The sequence below is a fragment of the Cupriavidus sp. SS-3 genome, assembly GCF_035818815.1.
GTDB classification, from domain to species: Bacteria; Pseudomonadota; Gammaproteobacteria; order Burkholderiales; family Burkholderiaceae; genus Cupriavidus; species Cupriavidus taiwanensis_C.
Genome location: NZ_JAYLVT010000008.1, coordinates 121934 through 137959 on the forward strand (window position 1 = coordinate 121934; position 16026 = coordinate 137959).

The 16026-nt window shown below is 66.3% G+C and carries 10 protein-coding genes and 1 other RNA gene; 3 read left to right on the forward strand and 8 right to left on the reverse strand.

The genetic code is table 11. The annotated features are described in order from the left end of the window. Positions 1–15: 15 nt before the first annotated feature. On the reverse strand, positions 16–2586 hold the full coding sequence (gene cphA, locus U9J39_RS14450) for a cyanophycin synthetase (RefSeq protein ID WP_115708577.1): 2571 nt from the start codon (positions 2584–2586) through the stop codon (positions 16–18). 43 nt (positions 2587–2629) lie between these two features. Beyond that, positions 2630–5263, reverse strand: coding sequence for a cyanophycin synthetase (gene cphA / locus U9J39_RS14455; protein ID WP_326347353.1), 2634 nt, complete (start codon positions 5261–5263; stop codon positions 2630–2632). 238 nt (positions 5264–5501) lie between these two features. Between cphA (U9J39_RS14455) and U9J39_RS14460 the strand changes: the two genes are divergently transcribed. Together U9J39_RS14460 and U9J39_RS14465 are read left to right on the forward strand one after the other, a co-directional pair. Beyond that, positions 5502–7796: a cyanophycin metabolism-associated ABC transporter gene (locus U9J39_RS14460; protein WP_326347354.1), complete on the forward strand. Its 2295-nt coding sequence runs from the start codon at positions 5502–5504 to the stop codon at positions 7794–7796. Continuing rightward, the gene (locus tag U9J39_RS14465; protein WP_115708583.1) at positions 7786–8280 is read left to right on the forward strand and encodes a cyanophycin metabolism-associated DUF1854 family protein; all 495 of its coding nucleotides are present in this window, start codon (positions 7786–7788) and stop codon (positions 8278–8280) included. The genes U9J39_RS14460 and U9J39_RS14465 overlap by 11 nt, the downstream gene beginning before the upstream one ends. A 15-nt stretch (positions 8281–8295) precedes the next feature. On the opposite strand, the gene U9J39_RS14470 is transcribed toward U9J39_RS14465, so the two are convergent. The 6 genes from U9J39_RS14470 to ompA form a co-directional block, all read right to left on the reverse strand. Continuing rightward, positions 8296–8697, reverse strand: coding sequence for a hypothetical protein (locus U9J39_RS14470; RefSeq protein WP_115681406.1), 402 nt, complete (start codon positions 8695–8697; stop codon positions 8296–8298). Between the two features lie 99 nt (positions 8698–8796). Continuing rightward, a complete protein-coding gene (locus U9J39_RS14475; RefSeq protein ID WP_240987649.1) occupies positions 8797–9819 on the reverse strand; it encodes a fimbrial protein in 1023 nt (340 codons plus the stop codon). A 409-nt stretch (positions 9820–10228) separates the two neighbouring features. Further along, positions 10229–10587: a transfer-messenger RNA gene (gene ssrA / locus U9J39_RS14480) on the reverse strand. Positions 10588–10672: 85 nt separating this feature from the next. Then, positions 10673–11347: a phosphoglycolate phosphatase gene (gene gph / locus U9J39_RS14485; RefSeq protein ID WP_115679696.1), complete on the reverse strand. Its 675-nt coding sequence runs from the start codon at positions 11345–11347 to the stop codon at positions 10673–10675. Further along, positions 11344–12102: a bifunctional 2-polyprenyl-6-hydroxyphenol methylase/3-demethylubiquinol 3-O-methyltransferase UbiG gene (gene ubiG, locus U9J39_RS14490; protein ID WP_115679697.1), complete on the reverse strand. Its 759-nt coding sequence runs from the start codon at positions 12100–12102 to the stop codon at positions 11344–11346. Before ubiG ends, gph begins: the two co-directional genes overlap by 4 nt. Positions 12103–12217: 115 nt before the next feature. Continuing rightward, a complete protein-coding gene (gene ompA, locus U9J39_RS14495; RefSeq protein ID WP_012352078.1) occupies positions 12218–12871 on the reverse strand; it encodes an outer membrane protein OmpA in 654 nt (217 codons plus the stop codon). 433 nt (positions 12872–13304) lie between these two features. Between ompA and gyrA the strand changes: the two genes are divergently transcribed. Further along, positions 13305–15992 carry a DNA gyrase subunit A gene (gene gyrA / locus U9J39_RS14500; RefSeq protein WP_115708587.1) on the forward strand — a complete coding sequence of 896 codons (2688 nt, stop codon included), beginning with the start codon at positions 13305–13307 and terminating at the stop codon, positions 15990–15992. Positions 15993–16026: the final 34 nt, after the last annotated feature.

Genomic DNA, 16026 nt, shown 5'->3' on the forward strand with positions numbered 1-16026 from the left:
GCATCAGCGGACCGTTCAGCCCTGCGCGATGCGCCCGGCGATATGCCCCAGCGCCTCTTCCACCTGGTCCACCAGGATCAGGCACAGGTCGCCCGGCTGCAGGTGCGACAGCGCGGTATCGATGGCGAGGAACTCGCCGCGGATTTCCTCGACCTGGCTGGCGCGTTGGGCGCCCTGCAGGCCTTCGCGCAGCAGCGCCAGCACTTCGCCGTCGGCGCGGCCGCGCTGGCACTGGTCCTGGTACAGCACGACCTCGTCGAACACGCCGCCCAGGATCTGGGTCTGGCGGCGGATGTCGTCGTCGCGGCGGTCGCCCGCGCCGCTGATCACCACCACGCGCCGCGTGGCCGGGATGGATTCGATCGCGTTGCACAGCGCCAGGATCGCATCCGGGTTGTGGCCGTAGTCGGCGATCAGCGTGGCGCCGCGGTAGTCGAACACATTGAAGCGTCCGGGCGCGGTCTGCGCATCGTTGACAAAGGTCGCCAGCCCGCGGCGGATCACCGCCCAGTCGATGCCGAGCGCCCACGCCGCGGCGATCGACGACATCGCGTTCTCGACCTGGAAGCCGATGGTGCCGTTGCGCGTCAGCGGGATCTCCGCCAGCGCGATGCGCATTTCGGCATCGCCTTCGGCGGCGACGATGTCGGCGCCGTCGACGAACACCACGCGCTTGCCCTGCGCGCGGTGCGTGGCCATGGCGGGCTGGTCGGGATCGTGCGCGAAGAAGGTGACGCTGCCCGGGCAGGCGTCGGCCATGCGCACCACCATCGGATCGGCGGCGTTGAGCACGGCCATGCCGTGCGGCGCGACGTTCTGCACGATCACGCTCTTGAGCACCGCCAGGTCTTCCACCGAGTTGATGTAGGACAGGCCCAGGTGGTCGCCTTCGCCGACGTTGGTCACCACCGCCACGTCGCAGCGGTCGAAGGCCAGGCCCTCGCGCAGCAGGCCGCCGCGCGCGGTCTCGAACACGGCGGCGTCCACGTCCGGGTGCAGCAGCACGTTGCGCGCGCTGCGCGGGCCGCTGCAGTCCCCGGTGTCGATGCGCTCGCCCTGGATATAGACGCCGTCGGTGCCGGTCATGCCCATGCGCAGGCCGCTGCTGGCCATGATGTGGGTGATCAGGCGGACCGTGGTGGTCTTGCCATTGGTGCCGGAGACCGCCACCACCGGGATGCGGCCATCGTCGCCGTCGGCAAACATGGTCGAGACGATGGCTTCGCCGACCGCGCGGCCCTTGCCGTACGACGGCTGCAGGTGCATGCGCAGGCCCGGCGCGGCGTTGACCTCGACAATGCCGCCGGCCTGTTCCTCGAACGGCTTGAGCATGGTCTCGCACACCGCGTCGACGCCGGCGATGTCGAGGCCCACCATTTGCGCCGCGGCCACGGCGCGCGCGGCGATGTCCGGGTGGACGTCGTCGGTCACGTCGGTGGCGCTGCCGCCGGTGGACAGGTTGGCGTTGTTGCGCAGCACCACGCGGGTACCGGCGGCCGGCACGGAATCGGCGGTCAGGTTCTGCTTGGCCAGCGTGGCCAGCGCGATATCGTCGAAGCGGATCTTGGTCAGCGAGGTGGCATGGCCTTCGCCGCGGCGTGGGTCGCGGTTCACTTCCTCGACCAGCTGGCGCACGGTGTGCACGCCGTCGCCGATCACCTGCGGCGGATCGCGGCGCGCGGCCGCGACCAGCTGCTTGCCGACCACCAGCAGGCGGAAATCATGGCCCGGAATATAGCGCTCGACGATCACGTCGGAGCTGATGTCCGAGGCGACCTCGTAGGCCGTCATCACTTCCTCGCGGGTGCGGATGCGCACCGCCACGCCCTTGCCCTGGTTGCCGTCGCGCGGCTTGACCACCACCGGCGCGTCGATTTCCTGCGCCGCGGCCCAGGCTTGGTCGGCGCTGCGCACCGAGCGGCCCAGCGGCACCGGCACCCCGGCGGCGTGCAGCAGGCTCTTGGTCAGCTCCTTGTCCTGCGCGATCGACTCGGCCACGGCGCTGGTGCGGTCGGTCTCGGCCGCCTGGATGCGGCGCTGCTTGCTGCCCCAGCCGAACTGCACCATCGAACCCTGCGTCAGGCGCCGGTACGGAATCCCGCGCGCGACCGCGGCGTAGACGATCGAGCCGGTGCTCGGCCCCAGGCGCACGTCCTCGTCCAGCTCGCGCAGGCGGTGCAGCGCGTCGGCAAGGTCGAACGGGGTGTCGTGGCGCGCGGCCTGGCACAGCGCCTCGGCCAGTTCGAAGGCGAGCCGGCCGACTTCTTCCTCGCTGTATTGCACGATCACCTGGTAGATGCCGGGCTCGACCGTCTGCGCGGTGCGGCTGAACGTGACCGGGCAGCCGGCGGCCGCCTGCAGGCGCAGCGCCGTCACTTCCAGTACGTGGGCCAGCGACAGCTCGACCGATTCCTCGTCCGGGCGCAGCGGCCCGATCTCGGGGAAGCGGGCGCGCAGCCGGTCTTCAAAGCCGGGCAGGGCCGACAGCATGTTGGCGGTGTCCTGGCACGCCACGATCGCCTCGATGGCGGTGTGGCGGCACCACAGGTTCGGGCCCCGCAGGGCCCGGATTCGGGAGACTTCCATAGAACGGTTTCCGTGTCTTCTATGCGCGGTTGGGCTGGGGGCGTCAGGCGCGGCGGGCGGGCTGGCCCATCCAGTGGTGCACCAGGTCGACGGTGGCGCCGGTGGCGGCCTCGTCGCACTGCAGGACCAGCAGGTCGCCCGGCACCAGTTGGCCGAGGGCGGCTTCGATGGCGCTGGCGCGGGTGCCTTCGTCGATGATCTTGGTCACGCGCCGGCCTTCGTACAGGCCCTGCTTGAGCAGCGCGCGCGCCTCGGCGTCGGGCAGGGCGCGCTTGACGCTGCGATCCTCGCACAGGAACACGCGGTCGAAATGCTGGCCCAGGACCTTGCCCTGGCGCACCAGGTCGTCGTCGCGGCGCTGCACGCCGGCGCCGTAGACCACCATGCGGCGCTCGGCCGGGAAGCGCTCCAGCGCGGTCGCCAGCGCTTCCAGCGCGGGGGCGTTGTGGGCGTCGTCGACCACCACCGTGGCGCCGTTGCGCTCGAACAGCGTGAAGCGGCCCGGCACGTCGACCTGGCCCACATCGAAGGTCACCACGCCGGCGCGGATCAGGTCATTGGAGATGCCCAGCGCCCAGCCGGCGGCGACCGCGGCCAGCACGTTCTCGATCTGGAATGCGACACGGCCGGCGTAGGTCAGCGGCACCGCGGCCACGTCGACCAGTGCGGTCTCGCTGGTGCCGGTGGCCAGCACGATCTTGCCTTCGCGCACGTACACCGCACGCTTGCCGGCGGCGCGGTGCGAGATGATCGCAGGCAGTTCCGGGGTCAGGCCGAAGAAGATCACGTCGCCGTCGCACAGTTCGGCCATCTCGACCAGGCGCGCGTCGCGCGCGTTGAGCACGGCGGCACCGTTCTGCAGCACCACGTCTACCTGCGTGCGCAGCACGTTGTACATGCGGTCTTCGTCTTCGACGTAATAATCGCCGAGATGGTCGGGCTGGTCGAAATTGGTGACCACGCCGACCTGGCAGCGGTCATAGGCCAGGCCCTCGGACAGGATGCTGCCGCTGTCGTTCTCGAACACGGCGGCCTCGACCGCGCGGTTCATCAGGATGCGGTGGCCGGCTTCCCAGTTGGCGCGGTCGCCGCTTTCGACCTGGCGGCGGTCCAGGAACAGGCCGTCGCTGCAGGCCAGGCCGGTATGCTTGCCTGACAGCTGCAGCAGCCGTGCCACCAGCCGCGCCACCACGGTCTTGCCGTTGGTGCCGGTCACGCCCACCACCGGGATGCGGCCCTGGTCGTCTTCCGACTCGGGGAACAGGTGGTTGACGATGGCGCGGCCCACCGGGCGCGGCGTGCCCTCGGCGGGCTTGATATGCATCAGCAGGCCGGGGCCGGCGTTGACTTCGACGATGGCGCCGCGCTGTTCATGCAGCGGGCGCGAGATGTCCTCGGCCACCAGGTCCACGCCGGCAATGTCCAGCCCCACCACGCGCGCGGCCAGCGCGGCATGCGCGGCCACGCTGGGGTGCACGCGGTCGGTGACGTCGAAGGCGACGTTGCCGTTGCGCTGGATCAGCACGGTGCGGCCTTCCGGCGGCACCGAACTGCCGTCCATGCCCTGGCGCTTCAGCTCCAGCCGCGCGGCGGAGTCGAGGCGCACGCGGTTGAGCGGGTGGTCCTCGGTGCTGCCGCGGCGCGGATCGGAATTGATCTGCAGCTCTATCAGCTCGTCGATGGTGGACTTGCCGTCGCCGACCACGCTGGCGGTCTCGCCCATGGCAGCGGCCACCAGGCGGCCGCCCACCACCAGCAGGCGGTGCTCGTTGCCCGGGATGAAGCGCTCGACGATGACCCCGCTGCCTTCGTCGATGGCCACGCCATAGGCGGTTTCCACTTCCTCGCGGGTCATCAGGTTGGTGAACACGCCGCGGCCATGGTTGCCGTCATAGGGCTTCACCACCACCGGCACGCCGATGTCCTCGGCGGCGTCCCAGGCGTCTTCCGGCGATTCGACCAGGCGGCCCTCCGGCACCGGCACGCCGCAGGATTCCAGCAGGCTCTTGGTCAGGTCCTTGTCGCGCGAGATGCTTTCGGCGATGGCGCTGGTGCGGTCGGTCTCGGCGGTCCAGATGCGGCGCTGGCGCGCGCCGTAGCCCAGCTGCACCAGGTTGCCGTCCGACAGGCGGATCGCCGGGATGTCGCGGTCGTCCGCGGCATCGACGATGCAGGCGGTGCTGGGGCCCAGGCAATGCTTGTCGACCAGGCGGCGCAGATGCTCCACCGTGGCCGCGACGTCGTAGGGGCGGTCCTCGATCGCGGCCATGACCAGGTCGCGCGCGCCGAACAGGGCGGCGCGGGTGACTTCCTCGTGCCAGGCACGCACGATCACCTTGTAGATGCCGCGCACCGGCGTTTCGCGCGCCTTGCCGAAGCCGCCCGGCATCCCCGCCAGGTTTTGCAGCTCAAGCGTCACGTGTTCCAGGATATGGCCCGGCCAGGTGCCTTCCTTCAGCCGCTGCAGGAAGCCGCCGCGCTCGCCGATGCTGCAGCGATGCTCGATCAGCGACGGCAGCCAGGCCGACAGGCGCTCGTAGAACCCCGGAATCGTGTTGGAGGGAAAGTCCTCCAGTTCCCCGATATCGACCCATGCCTCCAGAACGGGCCGATATGTCCACATATTCGGGCCGCGCAGCGACATGACATCGAAAATCTCAATGTCCTTCTTTTTCATTGAATTAGCTTGAGGCAGTGGGCGGAACGCCCGAGAAATGGAAGCCTAACCTTTCAGTAACGTTACAGCACGGAGCGGGTTGACTTTCTTGGTGTAAAAGTGATTGTGCAATGCATCAGGGCTACCCGCGCGTTCGTCGTTATGTATACTGCGGGCGAATTCGCGGGCCGCCAGCGCGTGCCCGGTCTAAATTGTTTCAAGTTATGTCCGCATTCCCTGGACGCACGCCGCGCCATCCATGACCCAGTCCTCCCTGCCTGTCCCTACCGCCACCGCCGCCGATGAACCCTGGCGGACTGAAGCCGGATCGTGGCTCCGACCCGGCGAGACTGTCCTGGCCGGACTGGCGCTGGACCTCGACGCGAGGCTGCATTTTACCCAAGGGTGGCTGGTTGTGACCGACCAGCGCATCGTTGCCCGCGCCCCCGGCGAAAAAAATGTGCGGGAATGGAACATCGCCCCTGCGCTACGCCTGTCGCATACCGACCACGCGGGGGTGGGCACGCTGGAACTGACCGGCCCGGCGGGCCGGCTCGCCACCTGGCGATATACGCTTGGTTACAATCCCGCCGCTCTGCGGCTGGCGGACCAGTTCGAGGCCCAGCGCGACGCCGCCGCCTCGCGTCCGGTCACTGTGGCCGGCGAGGTGTTGTGCCCGACCTGCAAGGCGCCGCTGCCGCCGGACGAGGAACAGTGTCCGCAATGCAGTCGCGAGCTGGAAACGCCGCCGTCGACCTGGGCGCTGCTGCGGCTATGGCGCTTCGCCCAGCCATACCGCTGGCAACTGCTGGGCGGCTTTCTCCTGACGCTGTTGTCGACCGCCGCCACGCTGGTGCCGCCATACCTGACCATGCCGCTGATGGACAAGGTGCTGATCCCGTTCCAGAACGGCGTGCCGATCGACTATGGGCTGGTGCGGCTTTACCTGGCGGGGCTGCTCGGCGCCGCGCTGGTGGCGTGGTCGCTGGGATGGGCGCGAACTTACCTGCTGGCGCGGGTATCGGAGCGCATCGGCGCGAATCTGCGCACGACAACGTATGAACATTTGCTAAAGCTGTCGCTGGAGTATTTTGGCGGCAAGCGCACCGGCGACCTGATGGCGCGCATCGGTTCGGAAAGCGACCGCATCTGCGTGTTCCTGTCACTCCATCTGCTGGACTTCGCCACCGACGTGCTGATGATCCTGATGACGGCGGTGATCCTGGTCTCGATCAACCCGTGGCTCGCGCTGGTGACGCTGGTGCCGTTGCCGTTTATCGCCTGGATGATCCACCTGGTGCGCGACCGCCTGCGCCACGGGTTCGAGAAGATCGACCGGATCTGGTCGGAGATCACCAACGTGCTCGCCGACACCATCCCCGGCATCCGCGTGGTCAAGGCGTTCGCCCAGGAAAAGCGCGAAGTCACGCGCTTCGGCGAGGCCAACAAGCACAACCTCGCGATCAACGACCGCGTCAACGCGGTGTGGTCGCTGTTCACGCCGACGGTGACGCTGCTGACCGAGATCGGTCTACTGATCGTGTGGGTGTTCGGCATCTGGCAGGTGTCGCACAGCGCCATCACGGTGGGCGTCCTGGTGGCGTTCCTGACCTATATCAGCCGCTTCTATACGCGGCTGGATTCGATGAGCCGCATCGTCTCGGTGACGCAGAAGGCCGCTGCCGGCGCCAAGCGCATCTTCGACATCCTCGACCATGTGTCGAGCGTGCCCGAGCCGGTGCGCCCGGCGAAGCTGGACCAGGTCGAAGGCGCCATCGACATGAGCGACCTGGGCTTCCGCTACGGCAACCGCGCGGTGATCCGCGGGCTGAACCTGTCGATCGCGCCTGGCGAGATGATCGGGCTGGTCGGCCACAGCGGCTCCGGCAAGAGCACGCTGGTCAACCTGATCTGCCGCTTCTACGACGTCTCGGAGGGCGCGATCCGGGTCGACGGGGTCGATATCCGCTCGCTGCCGGTATCGGAGTACCGCCGCCATATCGGCCTGGTGCTGCAGGAGCCGTTCCTGTTCTTCGGCACGATCGCCGACAACATCGCCTACGGCAAGCCGGACGCCACGCGCGAGGAGATCATCGCCGCCGCGCGCGCCGCGCATGCGCACGAGTTCATCCTGCGGCTGCCGCACGGCTATGACTCGCTGGTGGGTGAGCGTGGCCAGGCGCTGTCGGGCGGCGAGCGCCAGCGCATCTCGATTGCGCGCGCGCTGCTGATCAACCCGCGCATCCTGATCATGGACGAGGCCACCTCGTCGGTCGACACCGCCACCGAGAAGGAAATCCAGAAGGCGCTCGACAACCTGGTGCAGGGCCGCACCACCATTGCCATCGCGCACCGCCTGTCGACGCTGCGCAAGGCCGACCGGCTGGTGGTGATGGACCGCGGCCAGATCGTCGAAGTGGGCAGCCACGACGAGCTGCTGTTGCGCGAAGGCGCGTACTACAAGCTTTACCAGGCGCAGGCGCGCAATGTCGATACCGAAGACGACGACGCCGAAGAGCCGATCCAGATCCCCGAGACCGCCCATGCCCAATGACATTGCCGCCGCCGCGCCGACCCCCGTGTTCACGCTGGACCGCAACCCGTTCGGCCGCCTGGTGCTGATCGCCGAGGACGGCACTGTCCATGAAGGCGTGGTGCCGGTGCGTGCCTTCCCGATCTCGGCGCCGCAGGGCGGCATCGGCATGATGAGCGCCGACGGGCACGAGGTGGTATGGATTCCGCGGCTGGAAGACCTGCCGATCGCCGAGCGCGACATGATCGAGGCGGAGCTGGCCTCGCGCGAGTTCATGCCGGAAATCGAGCGCATCGTCAGTGTGTCGACCTACGCCACGCCCAGCGTGTGGACGGTCAAGACCGACCGCGGCCAGACCGACCTGGTGCTGCGCGGCGAAGAGGCGATCCGGCGCCTGGCTGGCAGCACGCTGCTGATCTCGGACACGCACGGCATCCACTACCTGATCCGCGACCTGATGGCGCTGGACAAGCACAGCCGCAAGATACTTGACCGCTTCCTTTGAAGGGCGGCCGGGAGGTCAGTGCAGCAGCTCCGACGAATCGTCCTCGTCGTCCCAGTCGTCGTGCATCACCGGCACGTCGGGTGCCATGTCGAACACCATCGAGTGATAGCGCACGCTGAACCACTCGCGAAACATCTTCAGCGACAGTTCCTCGGGCCATGCCGAGTCGTCGAACCATTCGCCGAGCATGAATTCGAAGAATTCCTGCCAGCGCTTCTCGACCCAGCGGACGGCGTTCTCGTGCGTGTCAGCCAGCTCCTCGGGCAGCAGGAACACGCTCTGGTCTTCGCGCACCTGCTCCAGCGTGAGGCCGGCCACAGGCTGGGGATCGACCGCCTGGATCCAGTCCAGGAACGGTTGTTCCGGAACCAGGGCGATCATGGAGCGGTTGATGGTGAAGCGGGGATGGTCGGACATCGCGAAAGCCTTGAAGGACTGCAGCGGGCTATTGTAGTCCTTCGGTTCCGGGATGTAGCGATGAACCATGCCTCCGGTACGTCACTGCCGCGATAGCGCTTACTGGTAGTCCAGCGTAAACACCATCGAACTGCTGACGTTACCCGGCGAAGGGGTGCCGCCGAGGCTGGCATAGCGGGCGCCGAAGCGATAGGTGGCGGGTACGTTGGCCTGGATGCTCCCCATGGCATTGCGCATCTGCAGCGGTACCGGCGCGGTGCCGCTGGCATTCATGATCTGCACGCCCGCGCCGCCCGCCGCGCCGGGGGTCCCGGCATTGCTGAGGCCGAGGATGCCGGACGCGGTCGACATCACCGGCGTGCCGGCGGCGGCGTCCAGCGTCATGCCGACGATGGCCGCACTGTTGCAGCTCAACTGGATGGCGAATGGCGTGTTGCCGCCGGAGCCTTGCGTCGCAAGCGTCCTGGCGCTGATCGCAGGCAGGTTCACCGTGGTGGGCGCGACGACATTGCAGGCGATTTCGCGCGTTGCGATGGTGCCGGAAAAGCCGATGTAGTTGTCGCGGTTTCCCGTGCCGCTCAGCGCGCCTTCCACCGACCCGTTATAGACCCCGAAGCCGAAGCGGGTCTGGGCGGGGTCGAGGTTGCCGGGCGAGATCGGCCCGGTCTTGACGAACTCGATGGTCACCGATACGGAATAGGTCAGGTCGGCATTGAGGTGGCCCAGGTTGGCCGAGCGGGTGTCGCACCAGACGCCCGAAGCATTGGTCATCGGCTGGCCAGCGGCATTGCGCAGGCGGATGCCAACGCCCGGGACACCGGTGGAATAGACGCCCGGCCTTACTTCGGTACCGGACCCGTAGTAGCACGAGACGATCGGGGCGCCAGGCACCACCCAGGGCAGCACGTTGGTGCAGCTGCCGCTGAACTGGTAGCTGCGTACCGTTCCGGGAATCGTGCTGCCCTCGGCAAGGTTGACCGCGATCGCCATGCTGTCGAGGGTCTGGTCATAAGGCAACGATGGCGTGGCAGTGCACTTCGCATGGGCCAGGTGCGGTGCCCCGAAGCTCGCCACTATGACCAGCCAGCGGCGCAGGAAATGGAAGAGTTGGGATCGGTTCATAGCAGGGTCAGGAATGCGGCTTGCCCCGCGCAGCTCCCGCGGCGAGTGCGAAGCAGGCCAATGACAACCAGCGACATGCCGGTCAAAGTTCCTTGCTACGATAGGATCGGCACACTCGTGAAGCGATAAGGCTTGGCCTATTTTGGGGTCGGAAATTTTCCCGTCCCTGGCCGTCGCACCAAAAGAAAAAGCCCTCGGCCGGGTGGACGAGGGCTCGAAGTGGCAGCGGGCGAGTCGCGGATCGCCCGCATCGCATCATGGGCCTGCATGGCGGGCCCGGCATCCCCAAATCTGGGGATGTTGTTTTTTCCCGGCGCATGCCAGCGGCGGCGGCGGGCAAAGAAAAAACCCGCGCAGCCTGAGCTGTCGCGGGTTTCTGGTCCTGCTGGTACTGCATCGGACTGAATACTGGTGGAGCCGGCGGGAATCGAACCCGCGTCCGCAAGCCCTCCACAGAGAGTTCTACATACTTAGTTCTGTCATTTGATTTAACCGGCGCATCGCGGACGAACACGCTCTACGACGGCGAGTCACTAGGTTTTCGTCCCCGGCTTCGTGACCCTTCCGGAGCTTATCTGACGTAAATGACCTCGCGTGGTCTTGCGACCCTAGCCCGTCAGCGAGCCAGTGCGAGGACGGCGGCCCTTAGGCTGCCAGTGCGTAACGTTCGTCGTTAGCAGTTATTGCATTCCCATTGATTAACGAGGTGACGGGTCCTCGGTATGCCCTCCACTGCTTTGTAACCCACGTCGAAACCAGGTCGGCCCCAGTGAGGAAGCTGGATTGTACCCGGTTGGACGCAAGCTGTCTTGGGGAGTTCCAGGCCCGGTGCCTGGATACTGCCAGCGCACTTTCAGGCGATCGCGGCGGGTACCAGCAGCGGAATCAGCTCCGCCGGGTGGCGGATCAGGTGGTCCGCGCCCCAGGCCTCGGGCGGGTCGCCGTCGCCGCAGTAGCCGTAGGCGGCGGTCACTGTGATCATGCCCGCGGCCTTGCCGGCCTGGATGTCGCGCAGGTCGTCGCCCACATAGACGCAGCGGCTCGGGTCGACGCCGGCACTCGCGGCGGCATGCAGCAGCGGGGCGGGGTGGGGCTTGGCGTGCGGCGTGGTGTCGCCGCTGACCACGGCGCTGGCGCGGGGCGCCAGGCCGATCGCGGCGACCAGCGGCACCGTGAAGCGCGCGATCTTGTTGGTCACGATGCCCCACGGGATCCCCGCCGCCTCGAGCGCGGCCAGCACCTGCGGCATGCCGTCGAACAGGCGCGTATGCACCGCGATGTCGGCCTCGTAGTAATCCAGGAAGGTATCGCGCAGGGCCGGAAATTCGGCGTCCTCCGGGCGCAAGCCGAACGCCGCGCCCAGCAGTCCGCGCGCGCCGTGCGAGGCCACGGGGCGCAGCTTGTCGTAGGCCACCGGCGGGCGGCCGCGTTCGACCACCAGCCGGTTCGCCGCGGCAGCCAGGTCAGGCGCGGTGTCGGCGAGGGTGCCGTCGAGATCGAAGAAGACCCCTGCGATCGCCGCGGTCATGCCGCCACCCGGCGGAATGCCATCAGGTAGTTCACGTCCGTGTCGCGGCCCAGGCTATAGACCTGCGACAGCGGGTTGTAGGTCATGCCGCGCATCTCGACCAGGTCCAGGCCGGCCTGGCGCGCGAAGCGGGCCAGCTCTGAGGGTGTGATGAACTTTTCGTAGTCGTGGGTGCCGCGCGGCAGCATGTTGAGCACGTATTCGGCGCCGACGATGGCCAGCAGGTAGGCCTTCAGGTTTCGGTTGATGGTCGAGAAGAACACATGGCCGCCCGGACGGACCAGCGTCGCGCATGCCTGCACGATCGAAGCCGGATCCGGCACGTGTTCGAGCATCTCCATGCAAGTGACCACATCCACGCTGGCCGGCTCGCGCGCGGCCAGCGCTTCGGCGGCGATCTCCTCGTAGGTCACGGCAACGCCGGACTCCAGGCTGTGCAGGTCCGCCACCTTGAGCGCCTTGCTGGACAGGTCGATGCCGCGCACGGTGGCACCGAGGCGTGCCATGCTCTCGGAGAGGATGCCGCCGCCACAGCCCACGTCGACCACCCGCTTGCCCGCCAGTGCGGCGATGCCATCGATCCAGCCCAGGCGCAGCGGGTTCAGTTCGTGCAGCGGCTTGAACTCGCTTTGCGGATCCCACCAGCGGTGGGCCAACTCGCTGAATTTATCGATTTCCTTGGGGTCGGCATTCCGGCGCGGCGGGTGCTGGCTGGCGGCGTCGGCTGCGGGGAGGGTTTGCGATTGCAACGTCATCGTATGCGGGTCCGGCGGCGCGGCCGCGGCGGGTGGAGGAAGGGGACAGTCCGGGCAACTGTACCAAAAAAAAAGCCCAGCTTGCGCTGGGCTTCTTGGATCGGAAGGGTTCCGATTAACGTGCGCTGCGGGTGCCGACCACTTCGACTTCCACGCGGCGGTTCGGCTGCTGGCAGGCGATCTGCGACTTGCGGTTGCCCTTGCACGACTTCGGATCGACCTTCAGCTGGCGCTTGCCCTTGCCTTCGGTGTAGACGCGGTTGGCTTCAACGCCCTTGCTCACCAGGTAAGCCTTGACCGATTCAGCGCGGCGGATCGACAGGCGATCGTTGTACTTGTCCGAGCCGAACGAGTCGGTGTGGCCAACGGCGATGATGACTTCCAGGGTGATGCCTTGCAGCTTCGAGACCAGGTCGTCCAGCTTGGCCTTGCCTTCGGGCTTCAGCACAGCCTTGTCGAAGTCGAACAGGGTGTCAGCAGCGAAAGTGACCTTCTCGCTCGAAACCACCGGAGGAGCCACCGGAGCCGGAGCCGGAGCGGCCACAGCCGGAGCCAGGGCGCCGTCGCACAGCGCGTTGGCCGTGGCCGGGGTCCAGGAGCTGTCGCGCCAGCAGAGCTCGTTCGTGCCATTCTTCCACACGTACTCGCTCGTACCGTTGCCCCAGTTGTCGTTCACTGCCTTCTTTTCATAAGGGACGGACTGAGCTTGAGCGGATGCAGCCATTACTGCGGTAGCTGCAACGAGCGCGAGCTTGGCAAATTTTTTCATATTTCTCCTCTCAGGATGAGATCACCGCAGGGTTACTGCGAGCAAATGGACGAAAACAAGTCATACATTCTTCGGAGTATAACATTCTCGATGTGGCGGATGCTCCACTTCGAACAATGTCTGGCTCTTCGCTGGGGAATTGTGCCACAAGGGTCGTTTCCTAAGAAGTAAATATATTCGATTCGCCGCATGGGTTTTGGGCCTGTGGTGTTTGTGCAACATGGGTCTTGTATCGCCCGCAAAGCCTTGTGGCATCAGGGATTCCGGGTTTCAGCAGCGGCCTCGGCGGGCCGCTGCGGGGCCTGTCCGGAGAGCGCCGGGCAGGGGGTGCCGGCATGTTAGAATGGCACGTTGCCCAGCCGTCAGGCGCCCACCGGCGCCGCGTGCCAAAGGCCTGTCATTTGCTTAAACCTGCCGCATAAACCACGCCGCAATGGATCCATTCGCAAAAGAAACCCTTCCGGTCTCCCTAGAAGAGGAAATGCGCCGCTCCTACCTCGATTACGCCATGAGCGTGATCGTCGGGCGCGCGCTTCCGGATGTCCGGGATGGCCTGAAACCGGTGCACCGGCGCGTGCTGTATGCGATGCACGAGCTCAACAACGACTGGAACCGCGCCTACAAGAAGTCGGCCCGTATCGTCGGGGATGTGATCGGTAAGTACCACCCGCACGGCGATACCGCAGTCTATGACACCATCGTGCGCATGGCGCAGGACTTCTCGCTGCGCTACATGCTGGTCGACGGCCAGGGGAATTTTGGTTCCGTGGACGGGGATAACGCCGCGGCCATGCGTTATACCGAAATCCGGCTGTCGAAAATCGCCCACGAGATGCTGCACGACATCGACAAGGAAACCGTCGATTTCGACAGCAACTACGACGGCTCTGAAAAAGAGCCCTCGATTCTCCCGGCGCGTATTCCCAATCTGCTAATCAACGGTTCGTCGGGTATTGCAGTGGGCATGGCCACCAATATCCCACCGCATAACCTGAATGAAATCGTCGACGGCTGCCTGCATCTGCTGCGCAACCCGCAGGCGACGGTGGACGAGCTGATTGAATTGATTCCGGCTCCGGATTTTCCGACCGCCGGCATTATCTATGGCATTCAGGGCGTCCGCGAAGGCTACCGCACCGGCCGCGGCCGCGTGGTGATGCGCGCCAAGACGCACTTCGAGGATATCGACCGGGGCCAGCGCCAGGCCATCATCGTCGACGAGCTGCCGTACCAGGTCAACAAGCGCACCCTGCTGGAGCGCATTGCCGAGCTGGTCACCGAGAAGAAGATCGAAGGCATCTCGGATATCCGCGACGAGTCGGACAAGTCCGGCATGCGGGTGGTGATCGAGCTCAAGCGCAACGAGGTGCCCGAGGTCGTTCTCAACAACCTATATAAGAACACCCAGCTGCAGGACACCTTCGGCATGAACATGGTGGCGCTGGTCGACCGCCAGCCGCGCCTGCTGAACCTGCGCCAGATGCTGGAGTACTTCCTGGCGCATCGCCGCGAGGTCGTTACCCGGCGCACGGTGTTCGAACTGCGCAAGGCGCGCGAGCGCGGCCATGTGCTTGAAGGCCTGGCGGTCGCGCTGGCCAATATCGACGAGTTCATCGCCATCATCAAGGCCGCGCCGACGCCGCCGATCGCCAAGCAGGAACTGATGAGCAAGGCGTGGGATTCGGGGCTGGTGCGTGAAATGCTGGCCCGCGCCGAGGGTGAAACCCCCGGCGGGCGGGCGTCGTACCGGCCGGACGGGCTGCCGGCCGTGTTCGGCATGCAGACCGACGGCTTGTATCGGCTGTCGGACGGCCAGGCGCAGGAAATCCTGCAAATGCGCCTGCAACGCCTCACTGGGCTCGAACAGGACAAGATCGTCCAGGAATATCGCGACATCATGGCGGAAATCGCCGACCTGCTCGATATCCTGGCGCGCCCCGAGCGGATTACGTCCATCATCATCGACGAACTGACGGCGATTCGCGCCGAATTTGGTGATGAGCGCCGTTCGCAAATCGAACTGAACGCGACCGAGCTGGATACCGAGGATCTGATCACCCCGCAGGACATGGTGGTCACCCTGTCGCACAGCGGCTATATGAAGAGCCAGCCAATCTCCGAATACCGTGCGCAAAAGCGTGGCGGCCGGGGCAAGCAGGCCACCGCGACCAAGGAAGACGACTGGATCGATACGCTGTTCGTGGCCAATACCCACGACTACATCCTGTGCTTCTCCAACCGCGGCCGGCTGTACTGGCTGAAGGTCTACGAGGTGCCGCAGGGCTCGCGCAACTCGCGCGGGCGGCCGATCGTCAACATGTTCCCGTTGTCGGAGGGCGAGAAGATCAACGTCATCCTGCCGGTGCGGCAGTTCGACGCCGAGCACTTCATCTTCATGACGACCGCGCGCGGCACGGTCAAGAAGACTGCACTCACGGAGTTCTCCAACCCGCGCAAGGCCGGCATCATCGCGGTTGACCTCGACGAAGGCGACTACCTGATCGGTGCGGCGGTGACCGACGGCCAGCACGACGTGATGCTGTTCTCGGACGCCGGCAAGGCCGTGCGCTTCGACGAGAACGACGTGCGTCCGATGGGACGCCAGGCGCGCGGCGTGCGCGGCATGAACCTGGAAGACGGCCAGGCCGTGATCGCGATGCTGGTGGCGCCGGCCGAGACCGCTGAAGAAGCGGCCGATGCGGGCGTGCGCGGCAGCGTGCTGACCGCGACCGAGAACGGCTACGGCAAGCGTACCCCCATCGCCGAGTACACTCGACATGGCCGCGGCACCAAGGGCATGATTGCGATCCAGACGAGCGAGCGCAACGGCCGTGTGGTGGCTGCTGCACTGGTTTCGCCCGAGGACGAGATCATGCTGATCACCACCGGCGGCGTGCTGATCCGTACCCGTGTGGCGGAAATCCGCGAAATGGGTCGCGCCACCCAGGGTGTCACGCTGATCAACGTGGACGAGGGCACCAAGCTGTCCGGATTGCAGCGCATCGTTGAAAGCGATGCCGACAACGGCGGCAATGGCGAGGAGCCAGACGAGGCCGAGGGTGCGGAAGGCGCCGAGGGCACCGAAGGTGCCGCAGGTGCAGATGCCGACGCGAATCCTTAAGACCAAACGTAAATTGTTGCAACAATAGGACGCC